This is a genomic window from Solirubrobacter ginsenosidimutans, assembly GCF_027587205.1.
Map to the genome: position 1 here is coordinate 137,673 of NZ_JAPDOD010000024.1, position 14,824 is coordinate 152,496.

13 protein-coding genes are annotated in these 14,824 nt (G+C 71.9%); 7 read left to right on the forward strand and 6 right to left on the reverse strand.

Features of this window, described 5'->3' with window-relative positions; translation table 11 throughout:
- Positions 1-30: 30 nt before the first annotated feature.
- Positions 31-1,314, forward strand: a complete 1,284-nt coding sequence (locus OM076_RS24225) for a GTPase (RefSeq protein WP_270042665.1) — start codon at positions 31-33, stop codon at positions 1,312-1,314.
- Here OM076_RS24225 and OM076_RS24230 read toward each other — a convergent pair.
- The 3 genes from OM076_RS24230 to OM076_RS46290 all read right to left on the reverse strand — a co-directional run bounded on the left by OM076_RS24230 (position 1,274) and on the right by OM076_RS46290 (position 5,103).
- Positions 1,274-2,479, reverse strand: a complete 1,206-nt coding sequence (locus tag OM076_RS24230; protein WP_270042666.1) for an SAM-dependent methyltransferase — start codon at positions 2,477-2,479, stop codon at positions 1,274-1,276. The genes OM076_RS24225 and OM076_RS24230 overlap by 41 nt on opposite strands.
- On the reverse strand, positions 2,476-3,405 hold the full coding sequence (locus OM076_RS24235; protein WP_270042667.1) for an acyl-CoA desaturase: 930 nt from the start codon (positions 3,403-3,405) through the stop codon (positions 2,476-2,478). The genes OM076_RS24230 and OM076_RS24235 overlap by 4 nt, the downstream gene beginning before the upstream one ends.
- An 81-nt stretch (positions 3,406-3,486) precedes the next feature.
- Positions 3,487-5,103, reverse strand: coding sequence for a D-glucuronyl C5-epimerase family protein (locus tag OM076_RS46290; RefSeq protein WP_270042668.1), 1,617 nt, complete (start codon positions 5,101-5,103; stop codon positions 3,487-3,489).
- A gap of 99 nt (positions 5,104-5,202) precedes the next feature.
- Here OM076_RS46290 and OM076_RS24245 point away from each other — a divergent pair, with 99 nt between their 5' ends.
- From OM076_RS24245 to OM076_RS24255, 3 genes are read left to right on the forward strand one after another with little or no spacing between them, the layout of a single operon-like run.
- Entirely contained in the window at positions 5,203-6,825 is a 1,623-nt protein-coding gene (locus tag OM076_RS24245; RefSeq protein WP_270042669.1) for a long-chain fatty acid--CoA ligase, read from the forward strand.
- A gap of 42 nt (positions 6,826-6,867) precedes the next feature.
- Positions 6,868-8,055: a hypothetical protein gene (locus tag OM076_RS24250; RefSeq protein ID WP_270042670.1), complete on the forward strand. Its 1,188-nt coding sequence runs from the start codon at positions 6,868-6,870 to the stop codon at positions 8,053-8,055.
- Positions 8,055-9,218, forward strand: coding sequence for a hypothetical protein (locus tag OM076_RS24255; RefSeq protein ID WP_270042671.1), 1,164 nt, complete (start codon positions 8,055-8,057; stop codon positions 9,216-9,218). Before OM076_RS24250 ends, OM076_RS24255 begins: the two co-directional genes overlap by 1 nt.
- 319 nt (positions 9,219-9,537) lie before the next feature.
- On the opposite strand, the gene OM076_RS24260 is transcribed toward OM076_RS24255, so the two are convergent.
- Positions 9,538-10,113, reverse strand: coding sequence for a VOC family protein (locus OM076_RS24260; RefSeq protein ID WP_270042672.1), 576 nt, complete (start codon positions 10,111-10,113; stop codon positions 9,538-9,540).
- A gap of 111 nt (positions 10,114-10,224) precedes the next feature.
- Between OM076_RS24260 and OM076_RS24265 the strand changes: the two genes are divergently transcribed.
- Both OM076_RS24265 and OM076_RS24270 read left to right on the forward strand, forming a co-directional pair.
- Complete coding sequence (locus OM076_RS24265; protein ID WP_270042673.1) at positions 10,225-10,578, forward strand: YciI family protein; 354 nt, start codon at positions 10,225-10,227, stop codon at positions 10,576-10,578.
- On the forward strand, positions 10,575-11,768 hold the full coding sequence (locus tag OM076_RS24270) for an RNA polymerase sigma factor (RefSeq protein ID WP_270042674.1): 1,194 nt from the start codon (positions 10,575-10,577) through the stop codon (positions 11,766-11,768). The genes OM076_RS24265 and OM076_RS24270 overlap by 4 nt, the downstream gene beginning before the upstream one ends.
- A 303-nt stretch (positions 11,769-12,071) precedes the next feature.
- Here OM076_RS24270 and OM076_RS24275 read toward each other — a convergent pair whose 3' ends face one another.
- Entirely contained in the window at positions 12,072-13,460 is a 1,389-nt protein-coding gene (locus tag OM076_RS24275) for an MFS transporter (protein ID WP_270042675.1), read from the reverse strand.
- 71 nt (positions 13,461-13,531) lie between these two features.
- Here OM076_RS24275 and OM076_RS24280 point away from each other — a divergent pair, with 71 nt between their 5' ends.
- Entirely contained in the window at positions 13,532-14,395 is an 864-nt protein-coding gene (locus OM076_RS24280) for a sigma-70 family RNA polymerase sigma factor (protein WP_270042676.1), read from the forward strand.
- Here the strand turns inward: OM076_RS24280 and OM076_RS24285 are convergent.
- Positions 14,384-14,824, reverse strand: a 441-nt coding sequence (locus OM076_RS24285; protein WP_270042677.1) for a response regulator transcription factor, incomplete at its 5' end; no start/stop codon positions are given. The two genes, OM076_RS24280 and OM076_RS24285, sit on opposite strands and share 12 nt — an antisense overlap.

Sequence of the window (14,824 nt, forward strand, 5' to 3'; positions counted from 1 at the left end):
CGCACACTGCAGGGGTAACAGCACTAAACAATGTCGAGACAGGACCGACGAGAGCAGGCCGGGCGCATCGCGCGGGGCACGAGGGACTGGGCCGGACGGACCGGCGAGGACGTCGCCGACCGCCTCGGCCGGGCCTGGGGAGCGGTGCGCGACCGCAACGCCGGAAAGCCGGAGCTCGAGCCGCCGCAGCGCGACGACGCCGACCTCGACGACGATGCGCTGTTCTCGCGCGACCGCCGGCGCGAGGCGGAGAAGCTCGGCCACGCGAACATCCTCGTCATCGGCCAGACCGGGGTCGGCAAGAGCACGCTGATCAACGCGATCTTCCGCAAGCCGCTGGCCGCCACGGCCACCGGGCGGCCGGTCACCAAGGTCGTCCAGCGCTTCGAGGACCCCGACGTGCCGGTGACGCTCTACGACACCAAGGGCGTCGAGCTGGGGGACTCCAAGCGAACGATCATCCGCGACTACAAGCGGCTGATCGCCAAGCACCGCAAGGGCCCGCCCGAGGAGCACATCCATCTGCTCTGGTACTGCATGGACGCGGGCCAGACGCGGGTCGAGGACTACGACGTCGAGATCATGCGCGAGCTCGCCGAGGAGGTCCCCGTGATCCTCGTGTTCACGCAGGTGATCGACGAGGAGCGCGCCGACGGCCTCGCGGCGGCGGTGCGCGACGCGAACCTCGCACTGGTCGGCAACCACCCGGTCCGCACGCTCGCGCAGCCTCGCACGATCGGCGCGCAGACCCTGCCGACGCGCGGGCTGGAGGAGCTCGTGCGGCTGACGAACGACATCCTCCCCGAGGCGGTGAGGCGGGCGTTCGTAAACGCCCAGGGTGTAGTCATCGAGCTGAAGGTCGATCAGGCGCGGGCGGTCGTCGTCGCCGCATCAGCCGCCGCGGCCGGGGCGGCGGCCGCGCCCGTGCCGATGGCGGACGCCATGCTGCTGCGCCCGATCCAGCTGGGGATGCTCGCGGGCGTGACCGCGATCTTCGGCATCGAGCTCTCCAACCACCAGGCGCGCGACCTCCTGAAGGCCGCGATCGGCCAGGGCAGCATGGAGCGGGCGGGCAAGAAGCTCGTCAGGGAGCTCTCGGCGCGGATGCCGGGCGGGAACGTGATCAACGCCGCCGTGGCCGGGACGCTGACCGGCGCGCTCGGCGAGGCCTATGTGCGGCTCTGCGCCGAGATCCTGCGCCGGCAGGCCGACGGAAGGCCGATGCCCGACCCGGAGATGGTCGACTTCCTGATGGAGATGTACAACCGCTTGCTCAGGCGGGGCGAACGGCCCGGACCTGATACACCGAGATGAAGCCGCTCTCGAAGCCCTGGCGCGACACCCGCAAGTAGATCCGCCAGACCCGTACCCGCTCGTCGCCGCCGAGCTCCCGCGCCCGCTCGATATTGGACTCGAAGCGCTTCTGCCACTCCAGGAGCGTCCGCGCGTAGTCGTCCGGGAAGTCCTCGATGTGCCGCGAGTGGAATCCGGCCCGCTCGAGCGCGAGCTGGATCCGCGAGAGGTGCAGCGGCGCCGCGTCCGGGAACACGTAGCGCTCGGAGAACGGACCCGCCTCGGCCTCCCCGACCCGCAGCCGCGCGATCCCGTGGTTGAGCAGCCGCCCGCCGGGCCGCAGCAGCGAGTAGAGCTTCGCCGCGTACAGGTCGATGTTGGCCGAGCCGACGTGCTCGACCATCCCGATCGAGGCGATCGCGTCGAACGTCTCGCCCGCGATCTCGCGGTAGTCCATGACGCGGATGTCGATCTTGTCGGCCAGGCCGGCCGCCGCGGCGCGCTCGCGGGCGAGCTCCGCCTGGGGCTCTGACAACGTGATCCCGGTGACGTGGACGCCGAACTCGCGGGCGGCGTGCAGGGCGAACGCGCCCCAGCCGCAGCCGACGTCCAGCACCCGCTCGCCCGGCTGCAGCGCGAGCTTGGTGCAGACCAGGTCGAGCTTCGTCCGCTGCGCCTCTTCGAGGGTCGTCGCGCCGCGCGAGAAGACCGCGCACGAGTACGTCATCGACTCGTCCAGGAAGAGCGAGAAGTACTCGTTGGAGAGGCTGTAGTGGTGCGTGACCGCGCGCTTGTCGCGCAGGATCGAGTGGCGCTTGCCCTTCGGGCGCAGCTCCATCTCGGGAACCTTCGGGACGTGCCGCAGCGCGCCCGCCTTCACCGCCGCCAGGGCGATGTCGAGCTTCGCGCGGTTCTCGATCGGCGGCGGCGACCACTTCGCGATCAGCGCCAGCGCCTCGTCGATGTCGTCGACGTCGATGCCGCCGCTCACGTAGGCGCGGCCGAGACCGAGCTGCCCGGGCGCGCGCAGCACGTGGCCGAACGCCTCGGGTGAGGTGATGCGGAACGTGGGTCCGCCTCCGCCATTGGTGGCGGGCAGCGACGTGCCGTCCCAGAGCTCCAACGCGAACGGGCGGTCCGGCAGAGCCTGGGCAAGCGCGGAGCTGAGCTCGCGCGTGCCGCTCACGTCACGAGCTTGGCGGCCTGGCGCTCGGGAGCGATGCGCACGACGTCCCACGCCAGACCGGTCTTCTCGAGCGCCCAGATGACCCACGCGGAGGGGTCGAACTGCCAGCGCTTCAGACCGTGGCGGGCTGAAGTCGGGAAGGCGTGATGGCTGTTGTGCCAGGCCTCCCCGAACGTGAAGAACGAGAGCCACCCGAGGTTGCGCGACTCGTCGTTGGTGTTGAAGGTCCGCTTGCCGAAGAAGTGGCAGAGCGAGTTGATGCTGTAGGTCGAGTGGTGCAGGACCAGCATCCGCACGGCGCCGCCCCACAGCAGGCCGGTGAGGCCCTCGGCGACCGTGCCGCCGATCGCCCACCCGAGCAGGAACGGCACGGCGAGGCCGGCCAGCACCCACACGACGAACGTGCGGCTGATGAAGTTGACGATCGGATCGGCGATCAGATCCGGCGCGTAGCGTGTCTTCAGCCCGCGCTCGGTGTGGATGAACAGCCAGCCCACGTGCGCGTGCAGCAGCCCGCGCAGCGCGCCCTTGACGCCGTGCCCGTGGTCCACGTGCGGCGAGTGCGGATCACCCGGGCGGTCCGAGTACGCGTGGTGCTTGCGGTGGTCGGCGACCCAGGAGATGACCGGGCCCTCGATCGCGGCAGAGCCCAGCGCGGCGAGGATCGCGCGCACGGCCTTGCCGGTCTTGAACGCGCGGTGCGTGAAGAGCCGGTGGAACCCGACGGTGATGCCCAGGCCGGTCGCGACGTACATGATCGCGAACACGATCAGGTCGCTCCAACCCAATAGCTCGGACCAGACCTGCCAGGCCACGAGGCCGAGGGCAAGAATTGGGAGCACTGTGATCGTCCCGGTGAGGAACCGGTCGAGATTCTCGTTGGCGACGGGCTGGACGTCGTCGCGCTCGGTGGCGGTTGCGGCCATCGAGCGCAAGTCTCGCACGTCACCGCAAGTTCACGCCTCAACGAGCGTTCCGGCTCTCATGCAACGCCCCTCCATCGCTCTCTAAGGCTTGCGGCCGGATGCCGCATCGGAGCCGCGGTCGCGCTCCCTCTTCCGCGACCGCGGCTCCACCTTCTTTTTCTTCTTCGGCTTCGGCTTGGGCAGCGTCACGCGGATCGCGCGCTGCTCGACGCCGAGCGGTCCGCTCGGGCCCTGGGCGGTGATCCGCAGCGTGTAGCGGCCGCGGCCGGGCGGACGCCAGGAGAGCGTCTGCACGCCGCGCGAGACCTTCAGGTCACGCGACAGGCTCATCCCGCGCGTGCCCCAGATCCGGACCTTGACGGTCGAGATCTTCGAGATCGAGAACCGGATCGTGCTCGTGCGGTCCCAGCGCACCTTGTGCAACGGCGTGAGGTCGATCTTCGTCGGCTCGTGCTCGTAGCGCTTGAACCGCTTGCCGGCGCTGCAGTAGACCCGCCGGTGGACGCGGTCGCAGAGGTTCGCCAAGAAGCCGGCGATCAGCGAGTGGTAGTTGAGCGTCGCCTCGGCGCCGTGCTCGGAGTACAGCGACCAGGCGCCCGTGTCGTATTCGGCGACCTCGCGCCGCGTCGCCCGCTCGCCGGTCGCGAACAGCTTCTCGGCGCGCTTGGAGTGCAGCAGCGCGGCGGCGTCGCGCAGGCCGATGACCGCCTGCAGGCCGCCGTTGAAGACCAGATGGCCGGGCGCGAAGGAGTACAGGAGGTAGTGGTGGCCGCCGGGCGCGCGCACCGAGATCCCGTTCGGCGGCCCCTTCTCGAACGCGCCGAGGGCGCTGAGCGCGGCGCGCCGCCAGCGCTCCTTCCCCATCGCGCGGTAGCCGCGCGAGAGCGCCTGGATCGCGGTCGCCTGCGTCATCCCGCTCACCCACGGCGGCGAACCGGTCCCGTACGCGAAGTAGTACTCGAACGCGAGATACCCGCTGCGCTGCGCGCCGAGCGCGGACAGCCGGTCCAGCGACTTGGCCATCGCGCCCGGGCGGCACCGGTCCCGCTTGGTGTGGCTGCGCAGCGCCGCCAGGCAGGCGCCGGCAATCGCGTTCGCCCGGCCCCAGCTGGCCAGCGGCTGCAGCTGCAGCCCGTGGCCGGGGTAGTACTGGAAGACCGCGGGGTCGGCGTCGGGGCTCGTCCGGAAGCCCGCCGCGGGCATCGGCGCGGTGGCCCAGAAGTGGGTGTTGGTGCGCAGGATCAGGAAGGTCGGCCGCAGCCGGTCGACCGTGAGCATGTGCGCGGCGGCGAGCGTGCGGATCGTGGCGATCACGTACGCCAGCTCGTCGTGGCGCACGCCGGTCAGCTTTGCGACGGTCGTGTTGGCGTTCGCCCAGTCCTTGCGCAGGCTCGCCTCCAGGCCGGGTGAGATGTGGCCCGTCAGCTGCGCGACGCGCAGCGAGGCCTCGACCGTCGGCGACTTGCGGGTCCTCGCGATCTCCGCGCGCAGCCACTGCTCGTACTGCTGCTGCCGGAACGCCGGGATCGCGTTGTCCTTGGGCGGCAGCGAATCCAGCGGCGAGCCCGGCGGCGCGGGCGACGGCCTCGGGATCCGGGCCAGCGGCTTCACGGCGTCGCTCCCGCAGCCGGCAAGGACGAGAAGGACGAGCAACAGGACGAAGCGGGGCATCCAGCCCGTGTGATCGGCGTCCTGCACGGCTCCTTCAGTGTGCTCGCTGCGGCCGCGCCCAAACACGCCCGAAGGACGAGGATCGTGGGTACGCTTGCCCGATCTGAGTGCAAGGAGAGAGCCGCGATGCAGGGTTTGATGCAGTCCTATCCGCTGACGCTCACCCACGTCTTCCGGCGTGCCGAGCGACTCTTCCCGGAGAAGGAGATCGCGACGGTCCAGGGCGACGGGATCGTGCGCGTCACCTACGGGGAGTGGGCGGAGCGCACGCGCCGCCTGGCAGGGGTCCTGGACGCGCTGGAGATCTCCGCGGACGCCCGCGTCGGCACCTTCGCGTGGAACACGGCGCGCCATCTCGAGCTCTACTTCGCGGCTCCCTGTAGCGGGCGCGTTCTGCACACCCTGAATATTCGGCTCTTCCCGGACGACGTCGTCTACATCGCCGATCACGCCGAGGACGAGATCGTCTTCGTCGACCGATCGCTGCTGAAGGCCTTCTGGCCGCTGGTCGATCGCTTCGAGACCGTCAAGCACGTCGTGGTGATGGACGACGGGGGCGACAACGAGGTGCCCGACGATCCGCGGGTCCACGACTACGAGGATCTCCTCGCCAAGGCCGATCCGGTTGAGTTCCCGGTGATCGAGGACGAGAACCAGGCCGCGGCGATGTGTTACACGAGCGGTACGACCGGCCACCCGAAGGGCGTCGTCTACTCGCACCGCTCGACCGTCCTGCACTCGATGGGCTCGCTCGTGGCCGACGCCGCGGGCGTCAGCGAGCGCGACACGATCATGCCGGTGGTGCCGATGTTCCACGCCAACGCGTGGGGCCTGTGCCAGGCGGCGGTGATGGCCGGTTCAGCGCTCGCGATGCCGGGGTCGAACATGCAGCCGAAGGCGATCGCCTCGCTGATGGAGGCCGAGAAGGTCACGCTGGCGGCGGGCGTGCCGACGATCTGGATGGGCGTGTTGCCCGAGCTCGAGGGCCGCGACCTGTCGTCGCTGCGCGAGATCCTCTGCGGCGGGTCGGCGGTGCCGAAGTCTTTGAGCGAGGCCTACCGGGAGCAGGTCGGGCTGCCGATCCTGCAGGCCTGGGGGATGACCGAGACGTCGCCGGTGGCGACCACCGGGCGGGTGAAGTCGACGCTGGCGGACCGCTCCGACGAGGAGCTCGCCGACCTGCGCGCGGCGCAGGGCCTCGCGATCCCGCTGGTGGACCTGCGGATCGTCGAGCCCGGAACCGACGACGAGCTGCCCTGGGACGGCGAGGCGCGCGGCGAGCTGCAGGCGCGCGGCCCGTGGATCGCGGCCGGCTATTACAACGACGAGCGCTCGTCGGAGTCCTTCACCGCGGACGGCTGGCTGCGGACCGGGGACGTCGCGACGATCAGCTCCAACGGCTACGTCCGGCTGGTGGACCGCACGAAGGACCTCGTCAAGTCCGGCGGCGAATGGATCTCCAGCGTCGAGCTCGAGAACGCGATCATGGCGCACCCGAAGGTGGCCGAGGCCGCGGTGATCGGGATTCCCGACGAGAAGTGGAGCGAGCGCCCGCTCGCCTGCGTCGTCCCCGAGGGCGACGCGGAGATCACGCTGGACGAGCTGAAGGCGTTCCTCGCCGAGCGCGTGCCGAAGTGGTGGATCCCGAACGATTTGGAGATCATCGACGAGGTTCCGAAGACCTCAGTGGGCAAGTTCTCCAAGAAAACGCTGCGTGAGCAGTTCGCGCACCGACAGACCGCCGCCTAAACAGGTCCGATTGCGTTAGGGCGCGGCTAGGTTTGGCGCGCCATGATGAGAACGTCGCTCATCGCGGTGGTCGGCCTGACCGCCGCTGCCGCACCTGCCACGGCCGGTGCGGCTGAGCTCACGCCGGCCGGTCCGGCGACGCTGCTTTCCCAGTGGACCGGCCCAGTCACGCTGGAAGGCCGCCCGCCTGAGGTCCTGGTCGCCGCGCGGATCGAGGTCGGCGCCGGCGGCAGCGCGGGGACGGTGCGCGTCCGTGCGCGCTATCGCGACGCGAACGCGGTCGGCGACCCGGTGCAGATCCCTGCCGAGCCCGGGACCTACACGTTTCCGGCGCCGCACATCCGCTGGGACTATCGAGGCAGCCAGATCGGCCTCGACCAGGAGACCGGTGGGCACGCGATCTTGCAGCAGAGCACGTGCGTCCCGTCGGCCTTTCCCGGCGGCGACCCGTGCGAGAACACGCGCGTGAACGTCTTCAACCCGCCCGGTGGCGAGGGCGCCCCGTCGGAGGTTCGCAAGGGCGCGAAGCTCGCGATGGAGGGCGTCTATGAGCCCGACCTCGATCAGGACCTCGTCGGCGACACGACCGAGGACCGGACCGACCTGCGGATCTCCAGCGCTCCGGCGCGCGAGGTCGACGGCCGCTTGCGGATCGAAGTCACCGTCACCAACGCCGGTCCGCTCAGCGCCGACCGGCCGGTGCTCACCGCGCCGGTTCTCGCCGGCGGGCGCTGGGAGGGCAGTTGCACCCCGATCGTCGGCTATCCGACGTGCGTGACGCCGGCGCTGGCGGCGGGTGAGACGCGCGTGTTCGTCTTCCGCGCCGACGCGCCGGAGGCCGTCGGGGCGACGTTCACGATCGCGTCGGAAGGGCCGGATCTCGTGCCGCTCGACAACACGTCGGGTGCCGCGTTCCTCGCCGCGCCCGCGTTCGACCTCGCAGCCGCCGACCGGCAGCGACTCGGCAAGGGCGTCAAGGTCCAGGTACGCGGCGTTCGTGCCGGGCGGGCGCGCGTGACGGTGGCATTCACGGTGCGCGGCCGCGCGGTCAAGGTCGCCAGGATCGTCACGTTGAAGCCATACACGGCGCGGCCGGTCACGGTGAGGGCGACGGGTGCGAAGCTGCGCTCGCTCCGGCGCGCGGCCGCGAAGGGCCCGCTGAGCGCCGAGATCACGGTGCGCACGATCAGCGGCAAGACGCCCGTCACGGCGAAGACCACGGTGCTGTGATGAGCGCGCTGTCGGCGATCGCCGTGGGTGCCACGCTCGCCGCCTTCCCAGTGGGCGCCGGGCTGGAGCGCACCCCGAGCGGGCCGGCGACGCTGACCAGCACCAAGACCGAAACCGTCGCGATGGTTGGCGCCGTGCCTGCGGCGCCGTACGACTCGTCCTCGCGAGTGGTGATGAACTGGACGGTCACGGTCGGACCCGGCGGCCGCGCAGGTGTCGTGGGGCCGGTGGTCGGTGGGGTCGCGTACGACCCGGTCGACCTTCCGTCGACGCCCGGGACCTACACGTTCCCCGCGCCCCGCGTGCGCCTGGCGCTACCGCTCGGCCTGGTGCAGGAGACCGGGGAGCACGCGATCGTGACCCGCGAGGCGTGCCGGCCGCAGATCGACCGCGCCAGCGATCCGTGCGAGACGTCCTGGCTGGACATCCAGCGCGCGGGCCAGCCGGACCTCCGCGATCGCGGCGCCCAGCTCGCGCTGGCGTGGACCTCTGAGCCGGACGTCGACGGAGACCTGCGCGGCGATCTGACCGAGGACCGCACCGACCTGCGCGTCAGCGCGCTGCCCACGCGCGAGCCCGACGGCCGCCTGCGGCTCGACGTGACCCTGACCAACGCCGGCGCGCTCACGGCCGACCTGCCCTCGCTCGACACCTCCTGGCTCGCGGGCGCGCGCTGGGAGGGCGGGTGCTTGCCGAGCAGCGCCGGGGCGCGCTGCGTGTCACCGCCGCTCGCCCCAGGCGAAACGCGCGTGTTCTCGGTCCACGCCGAGGATCCGGACGCCACCACCGCGACGATCACCGCCCGCGCCGAGGGCGAGGACCTCGCGCCGGGAGACAACTCGACCGCGCTTGCCTTCGCACCCGCCGCGCCCTTCGCGGTCGTGACGGCCAAGGCACAGTCGCTCAGCCGCGGGATCAAGGTGCGCCTGAGCGCCGTCCGCCCAGGCCCCGCGCGCGTGACGGTGGCGTTCACCGTGCGCGGGCATCTGGTCAAGCTCGCCCGCACCGTCACGCTCGCGCCCTACGTCCCGCGCACCATCACCCTCCGCGCCACGGGGGCGAAGCTGCGCTCCCTGCGCCGCCACGCGCCGGTCAAGGGCGAGATCACCGTCCGCACACCCGGCGCGGTGAACGCCGTTTCGGCGGCGACGAGGGTCAGCTAGCTGTGGGACGAAAGTCAACTGCGCCGGGTGGGGGAGGGCGCCCTCCGGGTCTGCCTGCCGCCGTCCGCCGCCACGACCGAGCAAACCACCACCGGTCGCGAGGGGGTGCTGCACAAACGTTCCCCCTGTGGGCACAAACGTGAAGCACCCCCATCGACGCGCCAACTCGACCAGTGCGAACCTGATCGAAACGCGCGAACCGGCCGCCAAACGCGCGCGGTCAACCATGGCGACTGGGACAGGGCGTGCGGGGGCCGCACTTTCGTTCCTCCGTGGCGGGCACCAACGGATTGGGCTAGGCCGGCCGTCGAAGACGCGGTTAGGGGCGGAACTCGCGCTCGCCGATCCCGATCGCGCGCACGGCGGGCTCGCCCTCGACGACGCGGATCGGCAGCTCCTCGCCGCCGAGCCACGCGCGCAGGCGCTCGGCGTCGCCGGCGACCTCGACCCACGTGAGGCCTCCCGCGCCGCCCTCGGCGCCGGGCCGCGGCCCGGTGCGGTTGGCGCCGATGAAGAACGGCAGGGTCGGCTCGCGCAGCGCCTCGACGACGCCGGTCACGTACGCCTCGAGCGTGTCGCGTTTGACGGTCAACAGCGGCGTGCCGTTACGCTCCGCGACCGCGTGGATGTCGTCGACCTGCACGGCGTAGCCGACCAGGCCTTCGACCTCGAGCACGTCGAGCAGCACTTCCCCGAACGGGTTCCCCGCCGCTTCCTCGCGATCGTGGATCGCCATCAGCTCGAGGTAGCCGCCCCCGAGCGGGACGATGCGGTTGTGCGAACCCTGCCCGACGTGACGCCCGCCGGGCCGGACCTCCAGACCGAGCTCCTGCTCGATCCGCCGCTGGGCGACGTCGAGGTCCGCGGTGCCGTAGATCACGTGGTCGAGGCGCATTCGCGACAACCTACATGGAGCGCCGACGCGCCAACTCGGGACGGGTGTGTCGGGTCCCGGAGGCCCGGCGCGTCGTCGCACTGAAACCAACCCTGACGGAGGACGATGACCATGCAGTACCTGCTGACGATGACGTACCGCGACGGCGAGGGCCCGGAGGAGGGCACGCCCGCCTATGACGCCGAGATGGAGGTCTGGGGCGCGATCAACCGCGAGCTGCGCGAGTCGGGCCAGGTGCTCGGGGCGAGCGGGCTCAAGCCCGAGACGGCGACGACCGTCCGCTCCCGCGACGGCGAGGCCGTGATCACCGACGGGCCGTACGCCGAGACCAAGGAGATCCTGTTCTCCTTCTACATGCTCGACGTCGAGGACCTCGACGCCGCGATCGCCATCGCGCGCAGGCTGCCGGCCACGGCGTACGGCTCGGTGACCATCACGGCGATGGTCGGGCTCGAGCTGCGGTGAGCGCGAGCTCGCTCGAGCGGGCGTTCCGCGACGAGCGCGCGACGGTTCTGGCGACGATCACGCGCCGCCTGGACGGCAACCTGGCGCTCGCCGAGGACGCCGTCCAGGACGCGTTCGTCGCCGCGGCGATCGAGTGGGACCGCCGCGGCGTGCCGGAGCGACCCGGCGCGTGGCTGACGACCGCCGCGTGGCGCAAGGCGCTGGACCGGCTCCGCCACGAGAAGGTCGTCGCCGCGTACGCCCCCGAGCTGGTGGCCGACGTGCACCACGACGAATTCGACTTCGACGCCTCCGCGCTGGACGACGACCAGCTGCGGATGCTCTTCACCTGCTGCCACCCGGCGCTGGCGCCCGAGGCGCGGATGGCGCTCACCCTGCGCAGCGTCGCCGGGCTGACCGTGCCCGAGATCGCGCGCGCCTTCCTCTCCACCGACAGCGCGATGGAGCGGCGGCTGACGCGGGCGCGCGACAAGGTCACCGACGCGCGGATCCCGTTCCGGGTGCCGGCCGACGATGTGCTGCCGGAGCGCCTCGCGGGCGTGTTGCGGGTCGTCTATCTGGTGTTCAACGAGGGCCACGCGGCAACGCGCGCCGAGCTACGGACCGAGGCGCTGCGCCTCGCCCGCCTGCTCGTGCGGCTGATGCCCGACGAGGCCGAGGCCCACGGCCTGCTGGCGCTGCTGCTCCTGACCGATGCGCGGTCCGCGGCGCGGGTGGACGAGCGCGGGCTCGTGTCCCTGATCGAGCAGGACCGCTCGCTCTGGGACGGAGCGGCGATCGCCGAGGGCGTCGCCGTGCTGGAGCGCGCGCTGCGGCTGCCGCGGCCGAGCGCGTACGCGATCCAGGCGGCGATCGCCGCGTTGCACGACCAGGCGCCGGCGTTCGCCGACACCGATTGGGCCCAGATCGCCGGGCTCTACGGCGAGCTGGCGCGTCACGATCGCTCGCCGGTGGTCACAGTCAACCGGGCCGTGGCGATCGGCTTCGCCGCAGGGCCGGAGGCGGGCCTGGCCGCGCTGCCCGACGACCCCCGGCTCGCCCGCTACCAGCCGCTGCACGCCGCCCGCGCGGAGCTGTTGCGCCGCGCGGGCGACGTGGCGGGGGCGGAGGCAGCACGGCAGGTCGCGATTGAGCTCTCGTCGAGTGAGGCGGAACGCGAGGCGCTGCGCCGGGTTGGCCGCCGTGGTTGACGGTGCGCGTTTGAGGGTCTGAGCGCGGGTTTCGATCAGAGTCGCACTGGTCGAGTTGGCGCGCGGGTGGGGGTGCGGAACGAGAGCTGCCTGCGAGGCAGCTCTGGTTACACACCCCCTCGCGGCCCGTGGATCGGCGCGCGTGAGAACGCACTTTCTGTCTCCGTGGCCCGTACCTTGACGGTCAGTCTCGACCACGCGCGAGGTGGGGAGCCCGGCCACCAAGCGAGATCACGGCAGCCAGGAACGGGTGGCACCAAGAAGCGGCCCCCTCCCCACCCGGAGCAGTTGACGTTCGTCCCACTAAACGGCCGCCGAGCCCTCCGCGAGCGGCGCCGACCGTGTCGCACGGCTGCGCGCCGGCAGCGCCGCCGCGCACAGGGCGCCGGCGAGGGAGAACGCCGAGGCGACCAGCAGGGCGCGCTGGAACCCGTCCGCGAACGACGTGTACCCGCCCGCTCCCGCGAACACCGCGACGGTGATCGCGATCCCGAACACGCCGCCGAGCTCGCGCAGGGTGCTATTGACGCCCGCGGCCTTGCCCACGTGCTCGGCGGACACCGCGTTGACCGCGGAGCTGATCGTCGCCGGGATCGCCATCGAGACACCCGCGCCCGCAATCATCAGCGGCGGGATCATCTGCACGTAGCTCGCGTTGTCCGAGACGAGCGCGACCCACGAGAACCCGATCGCCTGCAGCGCGAGCCCGGCGCCCATGAACCGGCGCGGGCCGTAGCGGTCGACGAGCGTCCCCGCCACCGGCGCGACGAAGAACAGCGTCGCCGTCCACGGCAACAGCCGCAGCCCGGCGCCGAGCGGCCCGAGCCCGAGCACGGTCTGCAGGTACTGGGCGAGGAAGAAGACCGCGCTGAACAGCGCCGCGATCATCAGGAAGCTCGCGCCGTTGCCCGCGCTGAAGGCCCGCTCGCGGAACAGCGAGGGCGGGAGCATCGGCGTGGTGGCGCGCCGCTCCCAGCCGACGAACGCGGCGAGCAGGACAACGCCCGCGGCGATCGAGGCGACCACCTCGGCGCTGCCCCACCCGGCGCCGTTGCCGCGCACCAGCCCCCACACGATGCCGAATCCGGCGCCGGTGATCAGTGCCAGGCCGGGGAAGTCGAGCGCGTCGTCGCTGCCGCGCGACTCGGGGATCCGGAGCAGGACGAGCGGGATCGCGAGCAGGCCGATCGGCACATTGATCCAGAAGATCCACTGCCAGGCGAGGCCTTGGGCGACGGCCCCGCCGATCACGGGACCGGACGCGACCGCCAGCCCGGTCAGGCCCTGCAGCGCGCCCATCGCCGACCCGCGCTTCTCGGGCGGGAACGCGGCGCCGACGAGGGTCAGCGCGAGCGGCATGACCGCCGCCGCGCCCATGCCCTGGATGGCGCGGGCGACGATCAGCGTGCCCGCGTCCGGCGCGAGCGCGCAGGCCGCGCTCGCGAGTGAGAAGAGCGCCAGGCCGGCGGTGAACAGGCGGCGCCGCCCGAAGCGGTCCCCGAGCGCCGACGCCGTCATCAGCAGCACCGCGAAGCTCAGGTTGTAGGCGTTGACCGTCCATTCGAGCTGTTCGACGCTTGCCTTGAGGTCAAGGCGGATGGTGGTCAACGCGGTCGAGACGACGAGGGTGTCGAGCGCGACCATGAAGGAGGCCACGGCGGCGAGCGCCAGGACCCAGGAGCGTTGTGTCATGGTCCGGTTAGACGGGAGCGCCGCCCGGAATCCACCGATGAGTTTGGGTCGCGCCGCCCGTCTAACCGTTCATGAGCTCCCTGCTCCTCGCTCAAGCCCAGGCCGGGGACGAGCGCGCCTTCCGCGCCCTGGTCGCGCCCTACCGTCGCGCGCTGGAAGTCCACTGCTATCGCATGCTCGGCTCGATCCACGACGCCGAGGACGTCACCCAGGACACCCTGCTGCGGGCGTGGCGCGCGTTCAGTCGCTTCGAGCGGCGCTCGTCGGTCGAGACCTGGCTCTACCGGATCGCGACCAACGCCTGCCTCGACGAGCTCGAGAAGCGCCCGCGCCGCGAGGTCGAGCCGTACCCGGACTCACGGCTCCAGGACGCTGACACCTCGATCGCCGATCCGGCCGCGCGCTACGCCCTGCACGAGGGCATGGAGCTCGCGTTCCTGACCGCGATCCAGCGCCTGCCCGGCCGCCAGCGCGCGGTCCTGATCCTGCGCGACGTCCTCGGCTGGTCCGCCGCCGAGACGTCCGAGCTGCTCGACACCACGAACACCGCCGTCAACAGCGCGCTGCAGCGCGCGCGGGCGACGATCGAGGCCGAGGCGCCCGCGCACCGCGTCGCCCCCGGCCGCGGCTTCCAGCGCGAGCTCCTGCGCCGCTACGTCGACGCGTGGGAACGGGCGGACATGAGCGCGCTGGTCAAGCTGATCCGCGAGGACGCCGTGATGACGATGCCGCCGCAGCCCGCTGTGATCGGCGCGCGCGCGATCGTCGCCTTCTTCGACGACAAGTGCGGCGCGGTCTACGCCCCGACGCCGACGTGGGTCAACGGCCACCCGGCGATCGAGCTCCGCGAACCCTCGGGCGAGCTGCACCGCCTGCTGATCCTCACACTCGACGACGAGGCCGTGACCGCCATCTACGCGTACTCACCGGGCTAGCTGGTCGGCGCGCTCGACGGCGCGGGCGACGTCGACCCGGGATGACACGCCGAGCTTGTGGAAGAGGTTGCGGAGGTGGGTCTCGACCGTCTTCGTGCTCAGGTAGAGCTCGGCGGCGATCTCGGCGTTCGTGCGCCGGTCGACGACGAGGCGGGCGATCTGCAGCTCGCGCTCGGTGAGCGAGCCGATCAGCGACCCGTCCCCCGCCGCCCGCGTGCGCCGGTAGCGGGTGCGCCGGCCGAGCCGTCGCAGCTCGCGCTCGCAGGCGTCCCGATGGCCGAGGGCCTCGCAGCGCTCGAACTCCTCCGCGGCGCGCTCGAGCTCCGCCGCCGCCCGCTCGGCCTCGCCCGCGGCGGCGAGCGCGCGCCCGGCGAGCGCGCGGGAGAGCGCGGCCTCCACCGGCGCGCCGACCTCGGCGAACGCCGCGGC

Coding starts and splice junctions, on each gene's coding strand:
- OM076_RS24225 (WP_270042665.1), top strand. CDS start 31: ATGTCGAGACAGGACCGACGAGAGCAGGCCGGGCGCATCGCGCGGGGC.
- OM076_RS24235 (WP_270042667.1), bottom strand. CDS start 3,405: ATGGCCGCAACCGCCACCGAGCGCGACGACGTCCAGCCCGTCGCCAAC.
- OM076_RS24245 (WP_270042669.1), top strand. CDS start 5,203: ATGCAGGGTTTGATGCAGTCCTATCCGCTGACGCTCACCCACGTCTTC.
- OM076_RS24250 (WP_270042670.1), top strand. CDS start 6,868: ATGATGAGAACGTCGCTCATCGCGGTGGTCGGCCTGACCGCCGCTGCC.
- OM076_RS24255 (WP_270042671.1), top strand. CDS start 8,055: ATGAGCGCGCTGTCGGCGATCGCCGTGGGTGCCACGCTCGCCGCCTTC.
- OM076_RS24260 (WP_270042672.1), bottom strand. CDS start 10,113: ATGCGCCTCGACCACGTGATCTACGGCACCGCGGACCTCGACGTCGCC.
- OM076_RS24265 (WP_270042673.1), top strand. CDS start 10,225: ATGCAGTACCTGCTGACGATGACGTACCGCGACGGCGAGGGCCCGGAG.
- OM076_RS24275 (WP_270042675.1), bottom strand. CDS start 13,460: ATGACACAACGCTCCTGGGTCCTGGCGCTCGCCGCCGTGGCCTCCTTC.
- OM076_RS24280 (WP_270042676.1), top strand. CDS start 13,532: ATGAGCTCCCTGCTCCTCGCTCAAGCCCAGGCCGGGGACGAGCGCGCC.